The 25,181-nt window shown below is 72.5% G+C and carries 24 protein-coding genes; 14 read left to right on the top strand and 10 right to left on the bottom strand.

Annotated features, from left to right (window positions below):
- Nucleotides 1-18 precede the first annotated feature (18 nt).
- Both ACVGV0_RS01800 and moeA read right to left on the bottom strand, forming a co-directional pair.
- Complete coding sequence (locus ACVGV0_RS01800; protein ID WP_459158102.1) at nucleotides 19-2,061, bottom strand: M48 family metallopeptidase; 2,043 nt, start codon at nucleotides 2,059-2,061, stop codon at nucleotides 19-21.
- An 82-nt stretch (nucleotides 2,062-2,143) separates the two neighbouring features.
- On the bottom strand, nucleotides 2,144-3,382 hold the full coding sequence (gene moeA, locus ACVGV0_RS01805) for a molybdopterin molybdotransferase MoeA (protein WP_459158103.1): 1,239 nt from the start codon (nucleotides 3,380-3,382) through the stop codon (nucleotides 2,144-2,146).
- A gap of 300 nt (nucleotides 3,383-3,682) precedes the next feature.
- Between moeA and ACVGV0_RS01810 the strand changes: the two genes are divergently transcribed.
- From ACVGV0_RS01810 to ACVGV0_RS01825, 4 genes are all read left to right on the top strand, one after another.
- Nucleotides 3,683-3,886 (top strand): cold-shock protein, encoded by a 204-nt coding sequence (locus tag ACVGV0_RS01810; protein WP_459158104.1) that lies wholly within the window; start codon nucleotides 3,683-3,685, stop codon nucleotides 3,884-3,886.
- A gap of 308 nt (nucleotides 3,887-4,194) precedes the next feature.
- The gene (locus ACVGV0_RS01815; RefSeq protein ID WP_459158105.1) at nucleotides 4,195-5,364 is read left to right on the top strand and encodes a serine/threonine-protein kinase; all 1,170 of its coding nucleotides are present in this window, start codon (nucleotides 4,195-4,197) and stop codon (nucleotides 5,362-5,364) included.
- 287 nt (nucleotides 5,365-5,651) lie between these two features.
- Nucleotides 5,652-7,310 (top strand): chaperonin GroEL, encoded by a 1,659-nt coding sequence (gene groL / locus ACVGV0_RS01820; protein ID WP_459158106.1) that lies wholly within the window; start codon nucleotides 5,652-5,654, stop codon nucleotides 7,308-7,310.
- Between the two features lie 190 nt (nucleotides 7,311-7,500).
- Entirely contained in the window at nucleotides 7,501-9,528 is a 2,028-nt protein-coding gene (locus tag ACVGV0_RS01825) for a beta-N-acetylhexosaminidase family protein (RefSeq protein WP_459158107.1), read from the top strand.
- Nucleotides 9,529-9,773: 245 nt separating this feature from the next.
- Here ACVGV0_RS01825 and ACVGV0_RS01830 read toward each other — a convergent pair whose 3' ends face one another.
- The 5 genes from ACVGV0_RS01830 to ACVGV0_RS01850 all read right to left on the bottom strand — a co-directional run bounded on the left by ACVGV0_RS01830 (nucleotide 9,774) and on the right by ACVGV0_RS01850 (nucleotide 12,708).
- Nucleotides 9,774-10,070: a PspC domain-containing protein gene (locus ACVGV0_RS01830; RefSeq protein WP_459158108.1), complete on the bottom strand. Its 297-nt coding sequence runs from the start codon at nucleotides 10,068-10,070 to the stop codon at nucleotides 9,774-9,776.
- Between the two features lie 310 nt (nucleotides 10,071-10,380).
- Nucleotides 10,381-10,908: a DUF3558 family protein gene (locus tag ACVGV0_RS01835; RefSeq protein WP_459158109.1), complete on the bottom strand. Its 528-nt coding sequence runs from the start codon at nucleotides 10,906-10,908 to the stop codon at nucleotides 10,381-10,383.
- A complete protein-coding gene (locus tag ACVGV0_RS01840) occupies nucleotides 10,905-11,393 on the bottom strand; it encodes a hypothetical protein (RefSeq protein ID WP_459158110.1) in 489 nt (162 codons plus the stop codon). Before ACVGV0_RS01840 ends, ACVGV0_RS01835 begins: the two co-directional genes overlap by 4 nt.
- 14 nt (nucleotides 11,394-11,407) lie before the next feature.
- The gene (locus tag ACVGV0_RS01845) at nucleotides 11,408-12,337 is read right to left on the bottom strand and encodes a hypothetical protein (RefSeq protein WP_459158111.1); all 930 of its coding nucleotides are present in this window, start codon (nucleotides 12,335-12,337) and stop codon (nucleotides 11,408-11,410) included.
- The gene (locus ACVGV0_RS01850; protein WP_459158112.1) at nucleotides 12,337-12,708 is read right to left on the bottom strand and encodes a type VII secretion target; all 372 of its coding nucleotides are present in this window, start codon (nucleotides 12,706-12,708) and stop codon (nucleotides 12,337-12,339) included. The genes ACVGV0_RS01845 and ACVGV0_RS01850 overlap by 1 nt, the downstream gene beginning before the upstream one ends.
- Before the next feature lie 333 nt (nucleotides 12,709-13,041).
- Between ACVGV0_RS01850 and ACVGV0_RS01855 the strand changes: the two genes are divergently transcribed.
- Nucleotides 13,042-13,398, top strand: coding sequence for a hypothetical protein (locus tag ACVGV0_RS01855; protein WP_459158113.1), 357 nt, complete (start codon nucleotides 13,042-13,044; stop codon nucleotides 13,396-13,398).
- Here the strand turns inward: ACVGV0_RS01855 and ACVGV0_RS01860 are convergent.
- Nucleotides 13,377-14,474, bottom strand: a complete 1,098-nt coding sequence (locus tag ACVGV0_RS01860) for an IS630 family transposase (protein WP_459158114.1) — start codon at nucleotides 14,472-14,474, stop codon at nucleotides 13,377-13,379. The two genes, ACVGV0_RS01855 and ACVGV0_RS01860, sit on opposite strands and share 22 nt — an antisense overlap.
- A 108-nt stretch (nucleotides 14,475-14,582) precedes the next feature.
- Between ACVGV0_RS01860 and ACVGV0_RS01865 the strand changes: the two genes are divergently transcribed.
- Together ACVGV0_RS01865 and ACVGV0_RS01870 are read left to right on the top strand one after the other, a co-directional pair.
- On the top strand, nucleotides 14,583-14,723 hold the full coding sequence (locus ACVGV0_RS01865; RefSeq protein WP_459158115.1) for a hypothetical protein: 141 nt from the start codon (nucleotides 14,583-14,585) through the stop codon (nucleotides 14,721-14,723).
- 8 nt (nucleotides 14,724-14,731) lie between these two features.
- Nucleotides 14,732-15,307 (top strand): DUF3558 domain-containing protein, encoded by a 576-nt coding sequence (locus ACVGV0_RS01870; protein ID WP_459158116.1) that lies wholly within the window; start codon nucleotides 14,732-14,734, stop codon nucleotides 15,305-15,307.
- 139 nt (nucleotides 15,308-15,446) lie between these two features.
- Here the strand turns inward: ACVGV0_RS01870 and ACVGV0_RS01875 are convergent, their stop codons facing one another.
- Nucleotides 15,447-15,650, bottom strand: coding sequence for a hypothetical protein (locus ACVGV0_RS01875; RefSeq protein WP_459158117.1), 204 nt, complete (start codon nucleotides 15,648-15,650; stop codon nucleotides 15,447-15,449).
- A 107-nt stretch (nucleotides 15,651-15,757) separates the two neighbouring features.
- On the opposite strand from ACVGV0_RS01875, the gene ACVGV0_RS01880 reads away from it, so the two are divergent.
- Nucleotides 15,758-15,958: a MerR family DNA-binding transcriptional regulator gene (locus tag ACVGV0_RS01880; RefSeq protein ID WP_459158118.1), complete on the top strand. Its 201-nt coding sequence runs from the start codon at nucleotides 15,758-15,760 to the stop codon at nucleotides 15,956-15,958.
- Nucleotides 15,959-16,811: 853 nt separating this feature from the next.
- Here the strand turns inward: ACVGV0_RS01880 and ACVGV0_RS01885 are convergent.
- On the bottom strand, nucleotides 16,812-17,369 hold the full coding sequence (locus ACVGV0_RS01885) for a suppressor of fused domain protein (protein WP_459158119.1): 558 nt from the start codon (nucleotides 17,367-17,369) through the stop codon (nucleotides 16,812-16,814).
- Between the two features lie 134 nt (nucleotides 17,370-17,503).
- Between ACVGV0_RS01885 and ACVGV0_RS01890 the strand changes: the two genes are divergently transcribed.
- From ACVGV0_RS01890 to ACVGV0_RS01915, 6 genes are all read left to right on the top strand, one after another.
- On the top strand, nucleotides 17,504-18,391 hold the full coding sequence (locus ACVGV0_RS01890) for an AAA family ATPase (RefSeq protein WP_459158120.1): 888 nt from the start codon (nucleotides 17,504-17,506) through the stop codon (nucleotides 18,389-18,391).
- Nucleotides 18,392-18,569: 178 nt separating this feature from the next.
- Entirely contained in the window at nucleotides 18,570-19,697 is a 1,128-nt protein-coding gene (locus ACVGV0_RS01895; RefSeq protein ID WP_459159889.1) for a vWA domain-containing protein, read from the top strand.
- 71 nt (nucleotides 19,698-19,768) lie between these two features.
- Complete coding sequence (locus ACVGV0_RS01900) at nucleotides 19,769-20,884, top strand: XdhC family protein (protein ID WP_459158121.1); 1,116 nt, start codon at nucleotides 19,769-19,771, stop codon at nucleotides 20,882-20,884.
- Between the two features lie 424 nt (nucleotides 20,885-21,308).
- The gene (locus ACVGV0_RS01905) at nucleotides 21,309-21,878 is read left to right on the top strand and encodes a (2Fe-2S)-binding protein (protein ID WP_459158122.1); all 570 of its coding nucleotides are present in this window, start codon (nucleotides 21,309-21,311) and stop codon (nucleotides 21,876-21,878) included.
- Complete coding sequence (locus ACVGV0_RS01910; protein ID WP_459158123.1) at nucleotides 21,875-24,247, top strand: xanthine dehydrogenase family protein molybdopterin-binding subunit; 2,373 nt, start codon at nucleotides 21,875-21,877, stop codon at nucleotides 24,245-24,247. Before ACVGV0_RS01905 ends, ACVGV0_RS01910 begins: the two co-directional genes overlap by 4 nt.
- On the top strand, nucleotides 24,244-25,098 hold the full coding sequence (locus tag ACVGV0_RS01915; protein WP_459158124.1) for an FAD binding domain-containing protein: 855 nt from the start codon (nucleotides 24,244-24,246) through the stop codon (nucleotides 25,096-25,098). Before ACVGV0_RS01910 ends, ACVGV0_RS01915 begins: the two co-directional genes overlap by 4 nt.
- Nucleotides 25,099-25,181: the final 83 nt, after the last annotated feature.

Genomic DNA, 25,181 nt, shown 5'->3' on the forward strand with positions numbered 1-25,181 from the left:
GTGCCACCGCGCGGCACCTCAGGCCGCTCCCCGCTCCGCGAGCTCCGGCTCCGGTTCCTCCTCCGCGGCGGAGTGCGGCCGTCCGTCCACGGTCATGCGGGCGCCGAAGAGCTCGCCCAGGCCGCGGTACGGCTCGCCGTGCTCCATCACCTCCGCCCCGCAGCGCAGCTCCAGCACGCTGACGTCCTGCTCCGCGCCGCCCGCCACGAGGGTCTCGTCGAGTTCCGAGACGGCGTAGTCGTCGTAGTACAGGTCGATGGCCACCGACCACCCCGCGCGCTGCGAGGACAGCCGCGCGGCCGCGATGTCCCGGGTGTCCACCCACTGCGCTCCCGCGCGCTCCAGCAGCGACGCGGCCTCGCCGCGGCCCAGCTCGACCACCGCGGCGCGCTCCGCCCGGCGCAACCGGGCCGCGGCGCCGGCCGCCAGGCGCCGCAGGGTGCTCACCCTGGTGGGCAGCAGCACCAGGCCGCGGTCGGTGACGACCAGGTCGTGGACCTCCGCGCCGCAGTGCACCGGGCTGACCACCCCGCGCGTGACCGGGGCGGGCTGCGTCGCCGGGTCGCGCCCGTGCTGCAGCGGCACTCCGAGGCCGACGAGGGCGCGGTGCAGGCCGGGCACCAGCCGCGGATCGGCCACGGCGGGCCGGACGAGGCGGTCCGGGTCCAGCGGACGCCCCCCGCTCAGCTGCACCCGCGGCGGGCCGGACCAGTCCAGCTCGTGCTGGGCGAGGCCCGCGCTCACCAGCGCGTCCACCACGGTCGCGCCGAGCAGCTCGACCAGCGCGTCGGTCGCGGCCCGATCGACCCGGTCGGGATCGATCCCGGGGTTGAGCACCGGATTGATCAGGTCGCGTCCCTGTCCGTGGTAGACGGCGCCGAGCACCCCCGCGATCGTCGGCGCGATCGGCACGCCGCTGAGCTGCACCGCCAGCGCCAGCCGCGCCGCCTGCCCGGAGGCGCGCACCGCGCCCGCGCGGCGCACCAGCTCGGGCCAGTGCAGCCGTTCGCCGAGCCCCTCGGCCAGCAGCCGGTCCTCCAGCTGCGGCACGCTCTCCCGCGGTTGCTGCAGCGCGCTGAACGCGGGCCGGTCGGAGGGGGAGCTCTCGTCGGTGCGGGGGGCGCGGCGCAGCGAGGCGAGCCGCTCCCGGGTGCTCGGACGGCCCCGTTCGGCGGTGAGCCCCTGCTCGGCGATGGTGCGCTTGGCCCGCTCGGCCAACCGCGGCTTGCGCGTCGCGTTCTCCATGAAGGCGCGGAACCCGAGCACGACGTCGGGCGTGCTGCCGACCTCGGTGGCCATGCTCAGGTACTCGTCGACGTACTCGCGCCAGCCGATCCGGACGGCTTCGTGCTTGCGCAGCGCGGTGGTCGCCACGCGGCGGCCGAGCAGGCGCACCGCGGCCGCGTCGGCGGCGAACCACAGCGGCCCCGCGTTCGGGGCCACGGCGCGGTAGGCGCGGACGTACCCGCCGAACAGCCACTTCACCGGGCCGCTGTGCATGCAGGACAGCTTCACCGCCAGGGCGTCGTCGACGCGGTGCGCCAGCGCCCGCGCGCGGCCGCGGCCCGGGAGCGTGCCGTCCTGCCTGCTGCCGGCGAGCCTGCCGAACTCCCCGATGAGCACCGCGCGCAGCTCGTCGTCGGTGAGCCCGGCCAGCAGCGGGAGTCCGAGCTCGACGGTGCGCCGCCGCACGTGCCAGCCGAGCCAACCGCGGTCCTCGCGCACCGCCGCTTCCGGTTCGGAGGTGATGCGCAGCTCGTCCGGTTCGGGCGCGGAGCCGGCCCGCGCCGACGAGGTCGCCAGGCGCCACAGCTTCGGCTGCTCCTCGCGGCCGATCTGCACCCCGCGGACCGGGGGGCGGGCGCGCCGGAGGGCGCGGGCCGCCACCGCGCTCGCCGCTGCGACGAACAACGCCGCGCACGCGGCCTTCGCGCCGCTGCCCCGGTCGTGGAGCCCGACGTAGCCCGCGGTGGCGAACAACCCGAGCACGAGGCCGAGGGGCACGGCGAAGAAGCTGAAGTGCAGCACCAGCGCCAGGCTGGCGCGCCAGGAAGCACGCACGTGGGAGTACTCCGTTTGGGTGTTGCTGGCTGAGGCAGTTTCCGGTGCTGGGCCGGGCGCGTCAATGCGGCCGTCGCGGTCGTCACTCCAGCACGCGGATCACGACCTGCGCCCCGGCGGGCACCGACGTCACGTCCTCCGGGATCTCCACCAGGCAGTTCGCCCGCGCGAGCGCGGACAGCAGGTGCGAGCCCGGCCCGCCTTCCGGCGTCACCGAGCCGGTCGCGGGGTCGTGGGTGCCGCGGCGGAACTGGCGCTTGCCCTCCGTGGACGTCAGGTCCTCGGTGATCGCGGCCCGCCGCTGCGGACGCTCGATCGCGGAGTGCCCGGCTGCGGCGCGCAGCGCGGGCCGGACGAACACCTCGAACGAGACCATCGCGCTGACCGGGTTGCCGGGCAGCGTGACCACCGCGGTGCGGTCCCGGTAGCGGCCGCAGCCCTGCGGCATGCCGGGCTGCATGGCGATCTTGTGGAACGTCACGCCGTGCTCGGCGAGCGCGTCCTTGACGACCTCGTAGGCGCCGGCGCTCACACCGCCCGAGGTGATGATGAGGTCCGTGCCGTCGAGCTCCTCGTCCAGCGCGCGGTGCAGTTCGTCCACGTTGTCCGGAACGAAGCGCAGCAGCCGCGCGGAACCGCCTGCCGCGCGCACCGCATCGGCGATCATGATGCCGTTGGACTCGTAGATCTGCCCGGGTTGCAGGGGTTTTCCCGGTTCGACGAGCTCGGAACCGGTGGACAGCACGAGCACGCGCGGCGGTTCGCGCACCGCGACCGGGTCGGCGCCCACGGCCGCGGCCACGCCCAGGCGCGCCGCGTGCAGCTCGGTCCCGGCCGGCAGCACCACCGAGCCGCGGGTGACGTCCTCGCCGGCCCGGCGGACGTGCGCGCCCGGCTGCGGCGCCTGCCCGATCCGCACCGTCGCGGTGCCGCCGTCGGTGCGCTCCACCGGGACGATCGCGTCCGCGCCCTCCGGCAGCAGCGCCCCGGTCATGATGCGGTGCGCCGTTCCCGGCTCCAGCGCCGGCACGTCGGTGCGCCCGGCGGGCACGTCGGCGCTCACGGGCAGGGCCACCGGCCGCTCCGGGCCCGCCTCCGCGAGGTCGGCGGCGCGCACCGCGTAGCCGTCCATCGCCGTGTTGTCGAACGGCGGCAGCGGCAGCGCCGCGATCAGGTCCTCGGCGAGGGCGAGGCCGGCGCAGTCGGCGAGCGGGCGCCGCCGCACCGGGGTGCTCGGCAGGAGGGCGGCGACGCGGTCCCGGTGCCGGGCGACCGAGTCGAGTTCGGAGAGCGGGGTTTCCTTCGACACGCCTCCGATCATCCGCCATGGAGCAACACGCTGTCGCCACCGGAGCGGTCGGGCGGCGCGTGTCGTGCGGCGAACGGAGCAGCGGTCGCGACCCCGGGTGAGCGCGCTGCGGTGCGGTGGCGCTCCCGGGCGCACCGCCGGTGCGCCGGGCCGCTGCCGTCCGCTGCGGGGGTGGTCACCCGGCCGGGGAGGAGCGCCGGGATCGCGGGAACGGAGCAGCGCCGCGGACGCGACTTCGCGGGGGATGTCCGGTAGCGTGACCGGTGCTCCAACGGCGCTGCGCGCCGTGCACCACTTCTCTAGGAGGACGCCGTGGCGGTAGGCACGGTCAAATGGTTCAACTCGGAAAAGGGCTACGGCTTCATCGCCGTCGACGGTGAGTCGGACGTCTTCGTGCACTACACCGCGATCAACATGTCGGGGTTCCGCACCCTGGACGAGGGCGATCGGGTCGAGTTCGAGGTCAAGGCGGGGCGCGACGGAAGGACCCAGGCCGACGGCGTCCGCAAGGTCTGAATCCGAGCAGGCGCGTCATCGGCGGGCCCGGTCCGCTCGCGGGAGGCGGTTCCCGCGGGAGGGCCGGGCCCGCTCGCATGCCCGGGACCTCCCGCGGACCGGCCCTTCCCGCGGAGCCGTCCCGCCGCCCCTCCGGTGCCGGAACAGCTGGGCGGCCGCGCGGATCGGTGGCCGCGTGCTTGGCCGCAGCGGTCCGTCGGGCAAGCGGCGCAGCCGCTTCTTCTCCGCGCGCGCAGACCGACCCGACGGGGGGTTCTCCCACCCGACCCGCTACGCCGGCCGATCCGCGGACTCCCTAGGCTGCGGTCGTGTCGGAAGACCTGACCGGTAGCCGCTTGGGCCACTACAAGATCGACGGCGTGCTCGGGCGCGGCGGGATGAGCGTCATGTACCGCGCGACCGACGTCCGGCTCGGCCGCAAGGTCGCGCTGAAGGTGATGGCCGAGAACATCACCGGCGACGCGGAGTTCCGCGAGCGCTTCGTCGACGAGGCGCGCAACACCTCCGCGATCGACCACCCGAACATCGTGCCGCTGTACGACTTCGGCGAGATCGACGGCGTGCTCTACCTCGCGATGCGGCTGGTCGACGGCTCCGACCTGGCCAGCCTCGTCGCCGACGGCCCGCTCCCGCCGCCGCGCGCGCTCGACCTGCTCGGGCAGGTGGCCGAGGCGCTCGACACGCTGCACGAGCAGGGCCTGGTGCACCTCGACCTGAAGCCCGCCAACGTCCTGGTCACCGGCCGCGAGTCGCACGAGCACGTCTACCTCGCCGACTTCGGGCTGACCCGCCGCGGCGCCACCGGCCACCGCACCGCCAGCGGCGACTTCCTCGGCTCGCCGACCTACGCCGCGCCCGAGCACCTGCGCGGCGACCCGCTGGACGGGCGCACCGACCTGTACTCCCTGGCCTGCGTGGCCTACACGTGCCTGACCGGGCGCGCTCCGTTCCAGGGCGAGGTCCAGCAGATCATCCAGGGGCACCTGAGCGCGCCGCCACCGGCGGTCAGCGCCGCCGTCCCGGTGTCGCCCGCGGTGGACGAGGCGGTGCGCACGGGCATGGCCAAGAACCCGCGTGAGCGCTTCGGCACCTGCCGCGCGCTCATCGGGGCGCTGCGGCGCGCGTTCGACACCCCGCAGCCCGCGCCGGGCGCTCCCGGCCAGGTGCCCGGCGCTCCTCCCGGTCCTGCTCCGGGGCCGGCGCCCGGGCACCCGGCCGCACCCGCGGCCGGTCCGGCGACGCCGCCGGGGCAGCCCGCTCCGCCGCCTGCCGGGACGGGTCCTGCGCCCGGTCCGGGACCGCGCACGCCCGGCCCGCCGCCGCAGCCGGGGAGCACGTCCGGCGGGCCTGCGGGAGGTCCTCCGCGGATGTCCGCCGGGTCGTCCCGGGGCGGCGCGGCGCGGTGGGTCGTGCCGCTGCTGGCCGGGGCGGCGGTGCTGGTCATCATCGCGCTGTTCGTCGTCATGGTCGTGGGCTGACGGGCGCTGCCGAGGGGTGCTGCGGGTGCTGTCATCGCATCGGTCGAGTTCGCTGCCGGACGCGCCACCCTTGCTTGCACTCACTGTGCGGGAGTGCTAAACACGGTACTGGCACTCGCGAAAATCGAGTGCCAGGTCGGGACGGTGAGGCCGTCCGCGGCGACACCACGGGGCGGTGTCGTCGGGCGGTCGTCCGTCGCGGGCACCGGGCCTGGCCGAGCACGAGTCCTGCCGGGAAGCGCACCGGCGCTTCCGCGGCTCCCAGACAGGTGGAGGACCACACCGCAATGGCCAAGATGATTGCGTTCGATGAGGACGCCCGCCGCGGTCTCGAGCGCGGCATGAACACCCTCGCCGACGCCGTCAAGGTGACGCTCGGCCCCAAGGGCCGCAACGTCGTGCTCGAGAAGAAGTGGGGCGCGCCGACCATCACCAACGACGGTGTGTCGATCGCCAAGGAGATCGAGCTCGAGGACGCCTGGGAGAAGATCGGCGCGGAGCTCGTCAAGGAGGTCGCGAAGAAGACCGACGACGTCGCCGGTGACGGCACCACGACCGCCACCGTGCTGGCGCAGTCGCTGGTCCGCGAGGGCCTGCGCAACGTCGCCGCCGGTGCCAGCCCGATCGCCCTGCGCCGGGGCATCGAGAAGGCCACCGAGGCGATCTCCGAGCAGCTGCTGAAGAACGCCAAGGAGATCGAGACCAAGGAGCAGATCTCCTCGGCCGCCGCGATCTCCGCCGGTGACGACCAGATCGGCGAGCTGATCGCCGAGTCGATGGACAAGGTCGGCAAGGAAGGCGTCATCACCGTCGAGGAGAGCAACACCTTCGGCCTGGAGCTGGAGCTCACCGAGGGCATGCGCTTCGACAAGGGCTACATCTCGCCCTACTTCGTCACGGACCAGGAGCGGATGGAGGCGTCGCTGGACGACCCGTACATCCTGCTGCTGAGCTCCAAGATCTCCAACATCAAGGACGTTCTCCCGCTGCTGGAGAAGGTCATGCAGGCCAACAAGCCGCTGCTGATCATCTGCGAGGACGTCGAGGGCGAGGCGCTGGCCACCCTGGTCGTCAACAAGATGCGCGGCACCTTCAAGTCCGTCGCCGTCAAGGCCCCGGGCTTCGGCGACCGCCGCAAGGCCATGCTGCAGGACATGGCCGTGCTGACCGGCGGCACCGTGATCAGCGAGGAAGTCGGCCTCAAGCTGGAGAACGCCGAGCTGAACCTGCTGGGTCAGGCGCGCAAGGTCGTCATCACCAAGGACGAGACCACCATCGTCGAGGGCTCCGGTGACGACGAGCAGATCGCCGGCCGCGTCAACGAGATCCGCGGCGAGATCGAGCGCTCCGACTCCGACTACGACCGTGAGAAGCTGCAGGAGCGCCTGGCGAAGCTCGCCGGCGGTGTCGCCGTCATCCGCGCCGGTGCGGCCACCGAGGTCGAGCTCAAGGAGCGCAAGCACCGCATCGAGGACGCGGTCCGCAACGCCAAGGCCGCCGTCGAGGAGGGCATCGTCGCCGGCGGTGGCGTGTCCCTGCTGCAGGCCGCGCAGAACGCCTTCGACGACCTCGACCTCACCGGTGACGAGGCCACCGGCGCCAACAGCGTGAAGCTGGCCGTCGAGGGCCCGCTCAAGCAGATCGCCGTCAACGCCGGCCTGGAAGGCGGCGTCGTCGTGGAGAAGGTCCGCGGCCTGCCGGCCGGCCAGGGCCTCAACGCCGCGACCGGCCAGTACGAGGACCTGCTCACCGCCGGCGTCATCGACCCGGCGAAGGTCACCCGCTCCGCGCTGCAGAACGCGGGCTCGATCGCCGGCATGTTCCTGACCACCGAGGCCGTGGTCGCCGACAAGCCGGAGAAGAACGGCGGCGGCGGTGAAGCCGCCGGCGGCGGCGACCCCATGGGTGGCATGGGTGGAATGGGCGGCATGGGCGGCATGATGTAAGACCGCCCCGGCCGTCCCGCCCCGAGTGGGATTCCGCCTGGTTCTGTCTGCGAAGGGGTCACTCCCGCTCCGGCGGGGGTGGCCCCTTTCGCGTCCGGGGCGCGCCACCGCGGTCCCGGCGGGCGGGCGTGCGAGGATGATCCGGTCTCCGCGTCGAGGCACGACGGCACGACTCCGGTTGGGAGGCGGGATGTTCCACCGCGGGTTCCAGAGCCCCAGCTCCTGGCGCTGCGCAGTGGCGCTGCTGCTCAGCGCCACCGTGCTCGCCGGGTGCACCGGCGGCTCCCCGCAGGGCGGCGGTGGCACGGCGGATCCCCCGCAGCCACCGGACCCCGTGCCCGCCTCCGGCCCGCTGCCCCGCGTGACCCCGCAGCCCAGCGAGATCTCCCGCCTCGGCGACGACGTCCGCGTGACCGGCACGGTCGACCTCGTCGTCGACCCGCTGGCCGACCGCCCCACCCGGGAGCTGGCGAAGCGCGTGCTGCGGCAGGCCGGCGCCGAGCGGGTGCTCGAGCGCGAACCGGGCCAGCGCCCCGAGGGCGCCGCGCTGCGCGTGCGCATCGGCAACCGGGCGGGCGCCACGAACATGCGCGGCCTGCAGCGCGCAGGCATGGACGCGAGCGAGAAGCTCGGGGAGGAGGGCTACCAGCTCGCGGTGATCGCCGACGCGGAAACGCCCCAGGTGGTCATCGGCGCGCAGGCGACCCCGGGCGCCTACTACGGGGTGCAGACGCTGCGGCAGCTCACCTCGCCCGGGCGGATCGCCGGTGCCAAGGTCACCGACGCCCCCGCGACGCCGATCCGCGGGGCCATCGAGGGCTTCTACGGCAGCCCGTGGACGCACGAGGAGCGGATGGACCAGCTCGCCTTCTACGGCGAGAACAAGCTCAACACCTACGTCTACGCGCCGAAGGACGACCCGTACCACCGCGAGCGCTGGTACGAGCCGTACCCGGAGGACGAGCTCGGCGAACTGCGCGAGCTCATCGGGCAGGCGCAGCGGCACCACGTCAAGTTCACCTTCGCGCTGCACCCGGGGACGTCGCTGTGCTTCAGCGACCCGGAGGACGTGGCGCAGCTGCAGGGCAAGCTGCAGCAGCTCTACGACAACGGCGTGCGCGACTTCCAGGTGCTCTTCGACGACATCGACTACGCCTCGTGGAACTGCGCCGGCGACCGGGCCGCGTACGGGCCCGCGTCACCGGAGGCGGCCGGCCGCGCGCAGGCCGAGGTGCTCAACCGGGTGCAGCGGGAGTTCATCGCCACGCACCCGGGGGCGGAGCCGCTGCAGACCGTGCCGACCGAGTACTCCGAGATCGAGGACTCGCCCTACAAGACCGCGCTGCGCGGCGCGCTCGACCCGGACGTGCAGCTGATGTGGACCGGCGACGGCGTCATCCCGGACGGCATCACCACCGCCGACGCGCGGCAGGCCGAGGAGGTCTGGGGACGCTCGCCGATGATCTGGGACAACTACCCGGTCAACGACTTCGACGCGGCCGAGGGGCGGCTGATGCTCGGCCCGTACGCCGAGCGCGAGAAGGGGCTGTCCGAGCACATCAGCGGCGTCGTGGTCAACCCGATGAACCAGGCGGCGGCCAGCAAGGTCGTGGAGGTCGGCGCCGCCGCCTTCGCCTGGAACGACGAGGACTTCGACCCGCGGCGCGCCTGGCGCGCCGCCGCGGACCAGCTCGCCGGGGACAGCTTCCTCGGCGAGCCCGGGTTGCGCCCCGACCGGCGCACCGCCGAGGCGCTCGTGGTCTTCTTCGACCTGAACCACCGCGCACCGCTGGCCGACGGCGAGCCGTGGCTGCCGCCCGCGCCGCGCCTGGCCGAGCGGATCGGCTCCTTCCGCGCGGCCTGGGACCGGGGTGACCGGGCGGCGGCCGTGGCCGAGCTGCGCCGCTACGCCGAACGCGTCCAGGGCGCGCCCGAGCGGATCCGGCAGGGCGCCGATGCGAACTTCGTCGCCGACGCCGAACCGTGGTTGCGGGCCACCGACCTGTCCGGCGATGCGCTCGTGCACACCGTCAACGCCCTGCAGGCGCGGGTGGGCGGCGACCGGCAGCGGGCCGCGGCGGAGTTCGACCGGGCCGCGCGGGCGCAGCAGCAGGCCGAGCAGGTGCGCACGATCCCCGGCGAGACGCGGCCGCAGGGGCCGGTGCGCCTGGCCGACGGGGTGCTCGACGAGTTCGTGGCCGGCGCGCCGCAGCTGTGAAGAAGGGAGTCCGCGGGGTGGCTGGCGTAGCGGGTCGGGTGGGGGAACCTCCGGCGGGGCCCAGCTGCCCCCGACCACCCTCCCCGGACGGGGGCAGCACTGCCGGGGCTGTCCTCGCGAGGCCCAGCGCCGGAGAACCCCGGTGGGTCGGGCTGCGTGCGTGACGAGGAAGCGGCTTCGCCGCTTGCCTGGCGGGCCGGCGCGTCCGGGCGTGCGGCCGCCGATCCGCGCGGTCGACGAGGCCGTCACCGCTGCTCGGGGACGATGATCCAGCAGGCGAGGTAGAGCAGGATCCCGGTCCCGAACCCGAGCAGGGTGCCGACGACGAGCAGCACGCGGACGATCGTCGCGTCGATGCCGAGCAGGTTCGCCGCGCCCGAGCAGACGCCGGCGAGCATCGCGTCGCCGCGGTCGCGGCGGAACCGCCGCGGGGCGTCCCCGGCGGTGTGCGCGTCGGCGGTGCGCGGGGTCGCCGAGGCCTCGGCGTGCGCGTCGGTCGAGTGCGGGGGTGCGGTGGGGGCGGTGTGCGCGTTCTCGGTCATACCGGCACCATGCCGCCGCGATCCGGGCCGGCACGTCCGGTGGCGCCCCGGAGACGCCCCCGAGCGGACCCGCAGGCGCCCCTGACCGGGGGCTGCTCGGTGCCGCCCGCGGTGAGGTGCGGCCCGCAGGGGCGGCCGGCCGGGAGGTTCGTCCCGGCTGACCGCGACCACCTGCCTTCGAACGGGCACGCCGCTCGAGCAGTTCCCGGTTCCGCAGCGATGACGTTGCTGGCAGGCCGCTGCGCGGTGTCGCGGCCGGGCGCGTGGGCGCCCGGCCGCGGTGCCCCGCGCGGTGAGGCGCTCACCGTGCTCAGCCGGCGAGGCCCTTCATCGCCGCTTCGGCGAACTGGCGGGCCGTGTCGCAGGTCGGTGGGTCGTCCTCGCTGAAGGAACGATCAACCCTGACTCGCAGCGACTGGCCGTCGGCCACGTCGACGTAGGTCCTGCACTCGTGATCCGGGTCCGGACGCTCGTTGTCGTACCACACCTTGACCGCGCGATGCCCCCGAATGCGGGGAGACTCTTCGGACCTCGCATCGTCGAACGGCGGGTCGGTCCACCGGTCGATCCCGTGATTCGTGATCGCGCTGACGTACAGGGTGGTACCCGTGTCCACACTGTAGAAGCAGGTGTTCCCTTCGGTGTCGATCCCCGGGACGGAATCGAGTTTCTGCGCTTCCTGGCTGATCTGCAGTTGTCCGACTGAGGGTTGGTCGATCAGCTCGCAGGGTTTCACGTCGTCCATCGATATGTCCCTCGGCCGGTCGGAGGAACACGCCGACACCACTCCGAGACCCACCAGCAGCACGGCGGCGATCCGCAACGCGCGCCCGGTCATCCGTAGTACCTCATCTTCAGCTCGGTCGTCTTCGCCTGGTAGTCCGCGACCAGGAGGTTCGCCGCCTCGGTGACCCGCGCGGCGAATTCGCCCTCGCCCAGCTCGCGCACGGTGCCGCGCTGGATCCGCGCGGAGAACTCGTCCATGCCCACGGCGGACAGCGCGAAGCGGCCGTCGCTGGACTCGCCGTGCGACTCGACCGCCCGGCACTCCTCCTGGAAGTTGAAGTCGTGCTGATCCTGCGGGTCGATGTCCAGCCCCGCCGCCTCGACGGCCTCCCGGTACTGCCGCTGCCACCCCGCGTACAGCAGGCGGGCCATGCTCGCCAGCGCCCGTTCCAGGGCGCGTTCGTCGGCGAACTCGTAGACGCTCTCCCCGAACGAGAGCGTGAATTCGGCGCGGTTGTGCAGCTCGGCCTGGACGTCCATGCCCGGGGCATTCGCCCGCACCCGGATGTTGTCCAGCCGCTCGGCCAGCTCACCCACTGCTGTCGTTCCTCCTAGTCGTGGCCGCCGACACCCTTGTTGCTGGTCAGCGCCTCGCCCTCGATGCCGGCGAGTTCCGGCCGCGGCGAGACGAACGGCGAGTTCGGTCTGTTCTGCTGGCCGACCTCGCCCGCGTATCCGTTCAGCGCCTTGGTGATCTCCCCCTGCTTTTCGCGGATGTGCTCGGTGAGCTTGTCGATCGCGCTCTTCATCGAGTTCACGACCTGCTCCGCCGACCCGCCGCTTCCCTTCACCGCTTCGTAGCCCTTCTGGGCCGCGCCTCCCACGGCCGAGGCCGCACCCACGGCCGCGAAGGCGGCCGAGGCACCACCGGTGAACGGGATGGCGCCGATCGCCGCCACCGCGCTGGCCACCGACAACGTGAACTCGAAGTCGCTCTTGCCGCAGCTGCCCACGTTGTCCAGTGCACGAAGAGTCTGGTTGGCGATATCGAGGATGTCTGTTTCCGTTCTCCTCCAGAGCTCCTGATCCGCCTCGACCGCGCCCTTCATGATGCCCAGCACGAGGAACTGGTTGGTCGCAACGGCGGGGAACGGGTCGAGGAAGTTGGCCTTGAACGCGTGCGCGGCCGCGCCGCTCCAGCCGTTCAGGTCATCGCCCGCCGTTTCGATCGCCTGCAGGTCCTTGTTCGCGCCGATGGAGTCCCCGCTGATGGGGTCTTTCATGTGCGCGCCGTGCGACAGGCAGCCCATCGCATCGTGCAGGTCGTCGATCGTGCTCTGGTGCGAACCCGGGTGGGGTATCCGGGTGAAGGGCTCGAACAGGGGCTGCGCGCAGTTCTGGTACTTCTCCTGGATCCTCCCGTAATCGATGGGCGGTGCGCCCCGCTCCGGCCCAACAGCTTGGGACAGTTGGCGGTGTTCCGCGTCGGCGGCGCTCCGCTCGATTTCCTTCGCCTTCTGCATCAGCTCCTCGGGACTCATCAGTTCCCCTCCGGCTTCGGGGCGCCCCGCTGCTGCATCAGCTGGTCGAGCTCCTCCGAGATGCCCTGGTCGGTGTCCGCGTACATCTGCACAGCCTCGTGCAGCGCGTCCGCCGTGTCGTCCAGGCTGGTCCTGGTCGACTTCAGCACGTCGACGATCGCGCTGTGCAGCTGGCCGTACGCGTGCGAGACCGAGCCTCCTGCGCCGTGGAACTGTTCCGGCACGTCGGAGATGCCGCTCAGCGCGGATTCGGCGTCCTGGCACATGCCGACGGCTCTGCCGTAGACGGTGGACACCGTCGGCAGGCGGTCCTTGGCGACCTTCTCCAAGCGGTACAGGTCGACGGCGAACCCCGTGCCGCTGTCCGTCATGTTCGCTCCTCGCATCCCTCGATTGCGGCCGGTGAAGGTAGCAGTCGCTCGCGGATGCTCGGGGCCGTTCGTGGGAATCGTCCCGACCCATTGGCCACTGGAAACCGGCTGCGCTCACCGGGGCGCGCCGAACCCGCACTGAAAGCCGTTGCGTTGCACTGTCGCAAGCCCGGTTTCAGAGGTGGATCGCTGCGCGTGTCCCGGAAGCGCGTCGTCTTTCGCGGCGGCCCTTCTCATCGCGGTGTTTTCACCGGTTCCGCACCCGTGCGCCCGCGCGGGCCTGTAGAGTGCGCTTGCGGATCAGGACTGATCGAGATCCAGTTTGGGGGAAGGATGGCCGAGGACGCGACCGATCCGAACGCCGCCGCACCGCCGCTGCCACTGCCGACCACGCTCAGCAGCGACACCACCGCAGCGGGTTCGGGGCAGCCGTTGCCGGGCATCGGCATCGCGATGCAGCAGTTGGCGACGGTGAACACCTACGTCAACGACGGAAGCGGCGGGGTGGAGCAGGCCTCGTTCAGCGTCGACGTCGAACGCATCCCGGAGCTCGTCGCCCAGTACAAGAAGGCTCGGCAGAAGCTGCAGGCGATCCAACGGAAAGCCGATCAACTGCGTGAACAGCCTCGTCCCGCCGAGGACGAGGTCAGCCAGAAGCTAGTGGCGCGTCAGGCAACCTTGGCCGGGTAATGGGTCCAGGTGCGGATGGGTGAGTCGGTGGCGAATCCGGTCTTGGGCAGAGCGCGGGCGTTGCGCCAGCGCACATAGGCGCGAATGGCAGCGTTCTGTTCGGCATGACTGCGGTGATCGGTGCCATCAAGCGTGAAATAGCGCAGGGCTGCGAACTCGGACTCGATCCAGTTCAGCCAGGATCCGTAGGTGGGCAGGAAGACGAGCTCGACGTGGTGGGCAGCGGCCCAGGTCCGCACTGCGGGGTGACGATGCGGCGAGAAGTTGTCGCAGACGATGTAGAGCTTCTCGCCGGGCCATCGGGCTCGTAAGCTTGTGAGCAGGTCGAGGAATTCGCGATGGCGTTTGCGGTTGCGGATGCGGTAGTGCATCTTTCCGCTGTTCAGATCGAGAGCGGCCAGCATGTGCATGACCCCGTCATGGCGGTGGTAGGTCGCGCGTTGGCGTCGGGGTTGTTGGCACGGTCGCCAAGCCTTGCCCTTGCGGGGCAGCAGGTTCAGCGGCCCGAACTCGTCGACGCAGACCACGCGCCCGTCGGCGGGCGGCTGGTCATACAGCGCGAGGATGCGGTGCATCTTGGTGAGGAACTCCGGGTCAGTGGAGGTTTTCCACGTGGTTGTGGCCTGCCACGACACGCCACCGGCCCGCAAGATCTGCCGCAACGTCTCGGTCGAAAGCTCCACGATTGCGCACCGCTGGATCAGGTGCTCGCGCAGCTTGGACAGCGACCAGGTCGAAAACGCCGTGATACCCCAGTCAGCCGGGGACGTCCGGGCGATCAAGCAGATCCGCTCACGAAGCTGCTCACTGATCTTGCGAGGACGTCCCCCGTTCCATTTTGGGTGCAACGCATCAAACCCCCGCTCGTTGAACGCGTGGATCACATCACGCACATAGTCGTCGCTGACCTGCATCAACGAGGTGATGTCGGCAACCGCCTGCCCCTGGGCGGACATCAGCACCACGATCGCCCTGCGCAGCTTGACCGGATCCTTCGCCCTCCGGCTGATCCGCTGCAGCTGATGGCCTTCCGCCATCGACAGCGACCGGACGAACACCTCCGGACGACGAGCCATCGCCACCTCCCACACTCGACACGTGAGAACCAGCCTGACTCATCACCACGCAGATCAATTAACCGACCAACGATCTTGGACGACCCACTAGCGCAATCCTTGGCGAGCATGGCTGGTGACGAGCCGGGCAAACTGACCTGGGTCGTGTCCAAGACCATCGAGCGCTTGGACGGTCAAATCGAGCAGCTCGAAGCCGCTCAGCGCGACTACCGGGCCACCGACGACGAAGCGACTCCCCGACAACTGTGAGGATTACCGTGCTCCGCCGCACCACCCTGGCCACCGCCGCCTTGCTCTGCGCCCTCGGTCTCGCGGGCTGTGCCATGTCCACCGGCACCGACTCGTCGTCCGTACAGCCCACCAGCCAGGCGCAGACGTCTCAGAAGCAGCCGGACACACCTCCGGTCGAGCAGCCGAAGAATCTGCAGGCGGTCGCCGGTGCCTGTGACCTGTTCACGTCAGAACAGCTGGAGCAGCACAACCTCGGGGGGACTCCCAGGCCAGACGAATCCGTGTGGGGAGACGCGTCCTGCGAGTGGGAAAGCGACAACGGCATCATCGCCGTGACGCAGCAGAATCAGATCGGCGTCGAGACTATGTACAAGAACGCCAAGAAGTTCGGCGACTTCAACCCGACCGAGCTCCACGGGTACCCCGGCATGATCAAAACCAACCAGAACAACATCTGCCGGATCCAGTTCGCCGTCTCCGAAACTGCTGCCTTCGCCGTGAACTTCACACGCTTCGGCGACAAGGATCCTGCAATGCAGGACTCCTGCGCATTCACCAAGACCATGGCCAGCGAGGTCCTGAAGAACATCCCCGACGCCTGAGCTGCACCTGCGCGTGTCTCGCCCGGCGCGATCTGGTGGGACGTGCCGAGCCGGGGCGCCGCACGACACGTGCCCAGCGGATCGTCGAGGAGCGGCCGCTGAGCACGTGTCTGTCGAAGTACGCCGCGGGCGCCAGCGCTCAATGCCGATCCTCGTGCGCGTCCAGCTCCGCCCCGGCACGCGGGAACTCCCGACCGCAGTACCAGCACGACCGCGATACCCGGTCGATCCGCTGAGTTTCGGTCTCCTCCGGCCTGGCCTTGCGCCACCCGTCCGGCTGCGACATCCGGAGGGGTGGCGCGATGACCGCCGGGTCCTCTCGCAGCAGCTCCCTTGGCCTCATGGCACCGAAAATAGAGACAACAAGGCATAGTAGGCAATGAAGGTAAACTCGTTCGAGTTAGGCAGGATACCGCGCGAGGAGGCAATGGAGGCACGCACTCTCGTTGCGTGGAGGACGATGAAGAGCCGCTCATCACGAGCTCGCAGCTCGCCGAGAAGCTGGGCTTGGCTCGCAGGACGATCAGCCATTACGCGCGGGAAGGGCTCATCACTCCCGCGCTGGTCACGCCGGGCGGCCAGTACCGCTGGAAGAAGTCCGCGGTGGTCGAGGAGATGCACGAGCTCGCGCGTCGCAAGCGGGAAGGCTGAGCGGAAGCGGTGAACCGGGGGTCGACACCCGGACTCGCACTCCTGTGTGAACTTTGATCGCCGCGCTGGCGTTCCCGCAGCTCCGCGCGGCTCTGCCGCGGGTCGCGAGAACCCATTCCACCCAGCGTGCGCTGCGGAAACGGGAGGGACGGGCGCCCCGGGAAACGAGAAGGCCCCGGGTTTCCCCGGGGCCAACCCTGCTATTTTGTAAGTGCGACCAAACAAAAAAGCTAGGGCTGAGCATACCGCCCGGAAGGTGCTCCCGCCACAGCGGACCCACGCACGCTGCGGGCACGGACGAACGTCGTGGCCACGGTTCACAGCCGTGCGGACCGCCGTCAGAGGGCGTGAACCGCGCGCGTCAGGCAACGCAGGATCTAGGCGGACCCGGCCCTGTCGGTCGTAGGCCCTGACGCACACGCTCGCGGCACCCCGGCCACCATCCCGGCTCTGCGCGTAACCCCCGGACCGGCGCAGGTGTAACACCCTGCGCGAGGTGGACCTCCGAAGGCACAACTCCGGTAGACCGGAGGCAGCTCACGTCGCACGGCTCCGGCACTCAGCTCCGCACGGCTCTCCCGCGGCCCGCTCCGCGGGGCTCCTCCCGTGCGGTGCTGGTGCTGAGCTGTCCGACGGCCTCCACCTCCCCTCGAACTCGGGTCCCGCGCGTCCAACGCCCCCGCGGCCCCGAGTTCGGGGGGCTCCCAGCCTTGCGTGTCCACGCGGTACCCGGAGGGGCCGCGCAACCCCGCGCACGCAACGACCGGGCAGCGCGCCGCGGCAGCGCAGCGCGTCGGCGCCGGCCCTGCCGGAGGGGCTCGCCCCGCGGGGGGCGACCCGCCGACGTCCCGGCCTACGCCGCGGCGGGCCGGTGGACGTCGCGCAGGTCCACCTGCTGCTGCTCCCACCGGTCGTACAGCGCGTCCGCGCCCTCCCGCGCCGCGAGCTGCGCTTCGCCGCGGCTGACGGGGATGAGCGTGACCAGCTGCAGCGCGGGCTCGCCGTGCTCGTCGAGCAGCACGTCGAACTCCTCGTCCAGGTACGGGTGCGGCGCGGCCAGCGCGCCGGCGATCTCCGTGTCCGGCAGCAGCAGCCGGTCGTTGGTGATCAGCGCGCCGTACCCGACGCGGCTGCCGGTTTCGGTGAGCAGCTCGGCGACCACGCCGGTCAGGTGGCGCGCGTAGTGCCGCTGCTCGGCCCGCACGGTGCACAGCACCTCCTGCGGCAGCGGGGCACCGCACAGCTCCTCGCGCAGCCCGCTGGACAGCACCGACACGTGCGCGCCGTCCGGTTGCCGGCAGTGCACCAGGTGGTAGTCGCGCAGGCGCTGGTCCGTCTGCCTGCTGTCCGCGCCGAGCACCGGGCCGAGGTGGGTCTCGACGTGCGCGGGCAGTGCTGCGAATCGGCTCATGGTCCCCGGGGATCCGGTCGCTGGGAGTTCGGTCGTCGGGAGGCGCCCGCTGGGGCCGCTCCGCGCCGATTCTCCCCGGACGCGGCCGCCGCGGCGATCGCCCCGGGCGCGGTGCGTGGCATAGGCTCGGCGGCATGGCGGTGGAAGACGCGTTCGGGATGCAGAACCCGTCCGATGTGGCGAGGGCGTTGGACGACACCGGCTACCTGCCGGACGACGGGATCGCGACCTCGGCGTTCCTGTCGATGCGCATGCGCCGCCCCCTGCTGTGCGAGGGCGAGCCCGGCACGGGCAAGACCGCGCTGGCGCAGGCGCTGGCCGGCGCGCTGGGGCTGCGGCTGATCCGGCTGCAGTGCCACGAGGGCATCGACGCCGCGCAGGCGCTGTACGACTGGGACTTCCCGCGGCAGCTGCTGCACCTGCGGACCGTGGAGGCCGCTTCGCAGGAGCCGCTGGACGTGGACGACACCGAGTCCGCGCTGTACACCACGCGCTTCCTGCTGGACCGCCCGCTGCTGCGCGCCCTGCGGGAGGCCCCGTGCGTGCTGCTCGTCGACGAGATCGACCGCGCCGACGACGAGTTCGAGGCGTTCCTGCTCGAGGTGCTGTCCGAGTACGCGGTGAGCATCCCCGAGTTCGGCGAGGTGCGCGCGGAGGAGCCGCCGATCGTGCTGCTGACGTCGAACCGCACGCGCGAGGTGCACGACGCGCTGAAGCGCCGCTGCCTGTACCACTGGCTGGAGCACCCCTCGCTGGAGCGGGAGGCCGCGATCCTGCGCCGCCGGCTGCCCGGCATCGAGCAGCGGCTGGCCGAGCAGGTCGCCGGGGCCGTGCAGCGGATGCGCGGGTTGGAGCTGCTCAAACCACCGGGCGTGGCCGAGGCGTTGGACTGGGCGCAGGCGCTGGTGGCGCTGGACCGCACCGAGCTGGACACGGAGACCGCGGCGCACACCCTCGGCGCGGTGCTGAAGTACCGCGAGGACGCCGAACGCGTGCGGGCCGCGGACGTGCTGGGGACGTGACCGGCGCATGCGAGCGGACGGGAACGCGCCCGCGGACGGTGCCCGGGAGCCCGGCGCCGCCGGTGACGGCTCCCCGACGGGCGGCGCCGCCGGTGACGCAGGCGCCGCCGCGGCTGACGGCTCCCCGACGGGGCTGACCGGGCTGCTCGGGTTCGCCCGTGCGCTGCGGCACGCCGGCATGGCCTGCGGACCGACGCGGGTGCAGGCGTTCCTCGAGGCGGCCGCCGCGGTCGGGCTCGGCGACCGCGGCGGCGTGTACTGGGCGGGGCGGGTGACGCTGTGCTCGGAGCCGGACGACCTGCCGACCTACGACGCGGCGTTCGCCAGCTGGTTCGGCAGCAGCTCCCCGCCGCGGCCGGTCGAGCAGCGGCCGCGGCCGCGGCCGGCGCGCATCGCCGCGCTCTCCGCGCCCGAGGACGCGGAGGAACGCGCGGCCGACGACCCGCTGGCCGCCGCGGCCAGCGACGCGGAGGTGCTGCGCAACCGCGACATCGCGGATCTCGGCGAGGCGGAGCGGGAGCACCTGCGGCGGTTGCTCTCGGTGCTGCGGCCGGATCCGCCGAGCCGCCCCGCGCTGCGGCTGCGCCGCTCCCGGCGGGGCGAGCTGTCCCCGCGGGCGGTGCTGCGGGAGATGGTGCGGTCCGGCGGGGAACCGGTGCGCATGCCGCGCCAGCGCCGCTCGCGGCGGCCGCGGCGCGTGGTGCTGCTCGTCGACGTGTCCGGGTCGATGGCCCCGTACGCGGACGCGCTGCTGCGGTTCGCGCACGTGGTCACGCGGCGCGCACCGCGCAGCACCGAAGTGTTCACCCTGGGCACGCGCTTGACGCGGGTGAGCCGTCAGCTGCGGCAGCGCGATCCGGAGGCGGCGCTGGCGGCGGCCTCCCGCGTCGTCCCGGACTTCTCCGGCGGGACGCGGCTGGGCGACACGCTGCGCGTGTTCCTCGACCGGTGGGGGCAGCGCGGGTTGGCCCGCGGCGCGGTCGTGGTGCTGTTCTCCGACGGTTGGGAACGCGGCGACGCCGGTGAGCTGGGTGCGCAGACGCGGCGGCTGCGGCGGTTGGCGCGCGCGGTGCTGTGGGCGAATCCGCACGCGGGCAGCCCCGAGTACCGGCCGGTGCAGTCGGGAATCGCGGCGGCCCTGCCGTACGTTGACCGGATGATCGCCGGCCACAGCCTGGAGGCGCTGCGCGAGCTCTGGTCGTGGGTGCACCGGTTGGCGCACTCTGGTGGGGAACCGGTCGCTCCGGCGGCCGGGGTCCCGGACGACGGCGGCAACACCGTGGCCGGCGGGGCCCGCGGTCGCTAGGGTGTCGCGGCGTGCGCGACTCGGGAACTCCTCCGGGACGCGCGGACGGTTTCGACGACTGGAGGTGCGCGGTGCGTGACGTCCTCGACCGATTGGCGAAGCACTGGGAGGCCGGCGAGTCGGTGGGTCTGGGCACCGTGGTCGCCACGTTCCGGTCGGCGCCGCGTCCCGCCGGGGCCGCGATGCTGGTGACCGAGCAGGGCGAAGCGGTGGGCAGCGTCTCCGGCGGGTGCGTCGAGGGCGCGGTCTACGAACGCGCGGGGGCGGTGCTCGAGGGCGACGAGCCGGCGTTGCAGCGCTACGGCGTCAGCGACGACGACGCGTTCGCCGTGGGGCTGACCTGCGGCGGCATCCTCGACGTGTTCGTCGAGCGCATCGACGCGGAGGCGTTCCCCGAGCTGGGCGGCGTGGTCGAGTCGGTCCAGCAGGAGGAACCGGTGGCCGTGGCCACGGTCGTGGAGCACCCCGAACCCGGCTGGGTGGGCCGCAGGCTCGTGGTCTGGGAGGACCGCTCGGCCGGCGGGATCGAGACCGGCCGCGTCGACGACGCCGTCGCCGACGACGCGCGCGGCATGCTCGCCAGCGGCCGCAGCGGCACGCTCGAGTACGGCGCGCGGGGCGAGCGCCGCGGCGAGGGCATGCGGGTGTTCGTGAACTCCTTCGAGCCCGCTCCGCGGATGCTCGTGTTCGGCGCGATCGACTTCGCCGCGGCGATGGCGCGCATGGGCTCGTTCCTGGGCTACCGGGTGACGGTGTGCGACGCGCGGCCGGTGTTCGCCACGCGCAGCCGGTTCCCGGAGGTCGACGAGGTCGTCGTGGACTGGCCGCACCGCTACCTGGCCGCCGAGGCGGAGGCGGGCCGGTTGGACCGGCGCACCGCGGTCATGGTGCTCACGCACGATCCGAAGTTCGACGTGCCGGTGCTGGAGGTGGCGCTGCGCAACGAGGTCGGCTACGTCGGGGCGATGGGCTCGCGGCGCACGCACGAGGACCGCGTGCAGCGGTTGCGCGACAACGGCATGACCGAGGGCGAGATCGCGCTGCTGGCCTCGCCGATCGGGTTGGACCTGGGTGCGCGCACCCCGGAGGAGACGGCGGTGTCGATCGCGGCGGAGCTCATCGCCACCCGGTGGGGCGGGGACGGCAGCAGGCTGTCGCAGACCACCGGCGCGATCCACCACGACTGATCCGCTCCCGCGCGACTGACCCGCTCCCGCGCGACCGGTCCGCTCCCGCGTGGACCGGGTGCTGCGGCCGGACCGCGGTGTCCGGGTGCGCGCGGTTCCGCTCGGGCCCGGTCGCTGCGCGAACCGCGGCGTCCAGGTGGGTGACGATCTGGCGTGTTCACTTGCTCCGAGCGGGTGGCCGTAGCACGCTCGGAGCCAGTGACATGAGTCACTCGGGCGGAGGAGTCCGGGGAGTCGGTGGCAGCGGTCCACCCACTGCGGTGGTGCCGGAGCGCGCACCGTCGGGAGTCGACGATCCGGGTCGGGCGCGCCGCGCGCCCGACCCGGATCCGGACTCGTCCGGCTCGTCCGCACCGCTCCCACCACGCAAACCGGGAACCGCTCGTTCGCGTCCGCGTCCCGGACGGAACCCAGGGAGGCCCCCATGCCGCGGATCACCGTCACAGTCGACGGAACGCGATACACCGACGAAGTCGAACCCCGCACGCTGCTCGTGCAGTACCTGCGGGAGCGGATCGGCAAAACAGGCACCGTCGTCGGCTGCGACACCAGCAACTGCGGAGCCTGCACCGTCCACATGGACGGGCGCAGCGTGAAGTCCTGCTCCGTGCTGGCGGTGCAGGCCGACGGCAGCGACATCACCACGGTCGAAGGACTGGCCAGCGACGGCCAGCTGCACCCGATGCAGCGGGCGTTCCACGACAACCACGCCCTGCAGTGCGGTTTCTGCACGCCGGGGATGATCATGCAGGCCCTCGACGTGCTCGCCGAGGACCCCGATCCGGACTCCGAGAGCATCCGCGAAGGGCTCGAGGGCAACCTGTGCCGCTGCACCGGCTACCAGAACATCGTGCGCGCGGTCTCGGACGCGGCCCAGCGCATGCGCGGCAGCGGTGCGGAGCCGGTGGAACCCGCCGCTGAAGGCACCACACCCTCGCCGCGCACGCCGGCGGCCGAGGAATCGCACGAGGTCACCGGAGGTCGGCAGGCATGACATCAGTCGCGGAACCGGAACTCGGGCGCGCCCGCCCGCGCAAGGAGGACGCCCGCCTCATCACCGGACGCACCCGGTGGACCGACAACATCACCCCCGCGGGCACGCTGCACCTGGCGCTCCTGCGCAGCCCGATCGCGCACGCCCGCATCACCAGCATCGACACCACCGAGGCCCGGCAGATGTCCGGTGTGCGCGCGGTGCTCACCGGCCGGGACCTCGCCGACAAGCAGGGCAGCCTGCCCTGCGCCTGGCCGATCACCGAGGACATGGCGCACCCGTCCGCACCGCCGATGGCCGTGGACACCGTCCGCTTCGCCGGTGAGGCCGTGGCCCTGGTCGCCGCCCGCAGCGCGGCCGAGGCGCACGACGCGATGGACGCGATCGACGTGGACTACGACGAGCTGCCGGTGGTGCTCGACATGGACTCGGCGCTGCGGGCGGACTCGCCGCTGGTGCACGAGGACCTCGGCACCAACCGCAACGCGACCTGGACGTTCGACTCCGCCCAGGCCGGCACCGGCGGGGACGTGGAACGCGCCCTGGCCGAGTCCGACATCCGCGTCGACCGCACGTTCCGGCAGCAGCGACTCATCCCGTCGTTCATGGAACCCCGCTCGGTCGTCGTCGACCCCACCGGGGAGCAGTTCACCGTGTACTCGGCGACGCAGGTGCCGCACATCCTGCGCCTCATGCTGGCGATGACGCTGGGCGTGCCGGAGCAGAAGATCCGCGTGATCGCGCCCGACGTGGGCGGCGGCTTCGGCGGCAAGCTGCAGGTCACGCCGGAGGAGGTGCTCTCCTTCCTCGCCGCGCAGGAGTTCGGGGTTCCGGTGAAGTGGACCGAGACCCGCTCGGAGGCGATGGTGTCGGCCCACCACGGCCGGGACCAGCTGCAGCGGCTGTCGCTGGCGGCGCGGTCCGACGGCACGGTCACCGGGCTCAAGGTGGAGCTGCTCGCCGACATGGGGGCGTACCTGCGCCTGGTCACACCGGGCGTGCCGATCCTCGGCGCGCTCATGTTCAACGCGATCTACAAGTTCCCCGCGTACCACTTCAGCTGCACGAACGTGTTCACCAACAAGACCCCGACCGACGCCTACCGCGGCGCGGGGCGGCCGGAGGCCACGTTCGGCATCGAGCGGATGATGGACGAGCTGGCCGCGGAGGCCGGCATGGATCCGCTCGAGGTGCGGCGGAAGAACTGGATCGACGAGTTCCCCTACGACACGGTCGCCGGGCTGACCTACGACTCCGGGGACTACTCCGCGGCCACGAACCGCGCCGCCGAGCTGTTCGACTACGATGCGCTGCGGGCCGAGCAGGACGAGCGCAACCGCCGCGGCGACACGGTGCGCCTGGGCATCGGCGTGTCCACGTTCACCGAGATGTGCGGCCTGGCGCCGTCGCGCGTGCTCGGCTCGCTGTCCTACGGCGCCGGCGGCTGGGAGGAGGCCGCGATCCGCGTGCTGCCCACCGGCAAGGTCGAGGTCGTCACCGGCACCTCGCCGCACGGGCAGGGGCACGTGACCGCGTGGAGCCAGATCGCGGCCGAACGGCTCGGCGTCGACTTCGACGACGTCGAGGTGCTGCACGGCGACACGCAGAGCTCGCCGCGCGGGCTGGACACCTACGGTTCGCGCTCGCTGGCCGTGGGCGGCATGGCCGTGGTGCAGGCCGCCGACAGGGTGCTGGAGAAGGCCAAGCCGATCGCCGCGCACATGCTGGAGTGCTCCGAGGCCGACGTCGAGTTCTCCGGCGGGCGCTTCGGGGTGCGGGGCACGGACCGGTCGACGACGCTGGCCGACGTGGCGCTGGCCGCGTTCACCGCGCACGACCTGCCGGACGGCACCGAACCCCGGCTGGACGCCGAGGCCACCTACGACCCGGAGAACTTCTCCTTCCCGCACGGCACGCACCTGTGCGCCGCCGAGGTGGACACCGAGACCGGCGGGGTGCGGCTGCGCTCCTACGTCTGCGTCGACGACGTGGGCACCGTGGTCAACCCGATGATCGTGGAGGGCCAGGTGCACGGCGGGCTGGCGCAGGGCATCGCGCAGGCGCTCTACGAGGAGGCCGCCTACGACGAGTCGGGCACGCTGACCACGGCCACGTTCGCCGACTACCTCATCCCCTCGGCGATGGATCTGCCCGAGTTCACCACCGACCGCACCGAGACGCGCGCGGAGTCGAACGCGCTGGGCGTCAAGGGCGTGGGCGAGGCGGGCACGATCGCCTCCACCCCGGCGGTGGTCAACGCGGTCGTGGACGCGCTGCGTCCCGACGGAGTGCAGGACGTACCGATGCCGTGCACGCCGAACCGGGTGTGGCACGCGATCAACCAGGCCCGGCAGGGAGGTTCCCAGTGATTCCGGCGCAATTCGAGTACAAAGCACCGTCCACCGTGGACGAGGCGGTCGCCGCGCTGGCGTCCGCGGGCGAGGACGCCACGGTGCTGGCCGGTGGGCACAGCCTGCTGCCGGTGCTGCGCATGCGGATGGCGGACCCGGGGACGGTCATCGACCTCGGCCGCATCCCGGAGGTGCGCGGCGTCCGCGAGGAGGGCGACATGCTGGTCATCGGGGCGATGACCACGCACCACGACGTCATGCGCGACGAGCTCGTGCGCCAGCACGCGGCGCTGCTGCCGCTGGTCACGCGCACCGTGGCCGACCCGCAGGTGCGGCACCGCGGCACGTTCGGCGGCGCGCTGGCGCACGCCGACCCGGCGGGCGACCTGCCGGCCCCGGTGCTCGCGCTGGACGGGGAGATGGTGCTGGCCGGTCCGTCGGGCCGGCGCACCGTTGCCGCCGCGGAGTTCTTCCGCGACTACTTCACCACGGCGCGCGAGCCGGACGAGATCCTCGTCGAGGTGCGCATGCCGAAGTGGACGGGGTGGCAGGGCCACTACGAGAAGTTCAACCGGGTCGCGCAGGCCTGGTCCATCGTGGGCGTGGCCGCCGCGGTGCGGGTGGACCGGGGCACGATCGAGCAGGCGCGGATCGGCCTGACCAACATGGGCCCGACCCCGGTGCGCGCGACCGCGGTCGAACAGGCCCTGCTGGGCCAGCCCGCCACCTCCGAGGCGGTGCGGGAGGCCGCGCGGCACGCCGCGGAGGGCACCGAACCGGCCGAGGACGCCAACGCGGATCCGGCCTACCGCCGCCAGCTCGCCGAGGTGCTCACGGGACGCGCCGTGCTCGCCGCGGCGGGCGGCTGACGCGGCAGCGGAACTCCGGCGGCCGGGGCTCGTGCGCGGGCCCCGGCCGCCGTTCACCCGGCGGCGGCTCGCCGGTGGGTGCG

It is taken from the genome of Salinifilum ghardaiensis, from assembly GCF_054491345.1.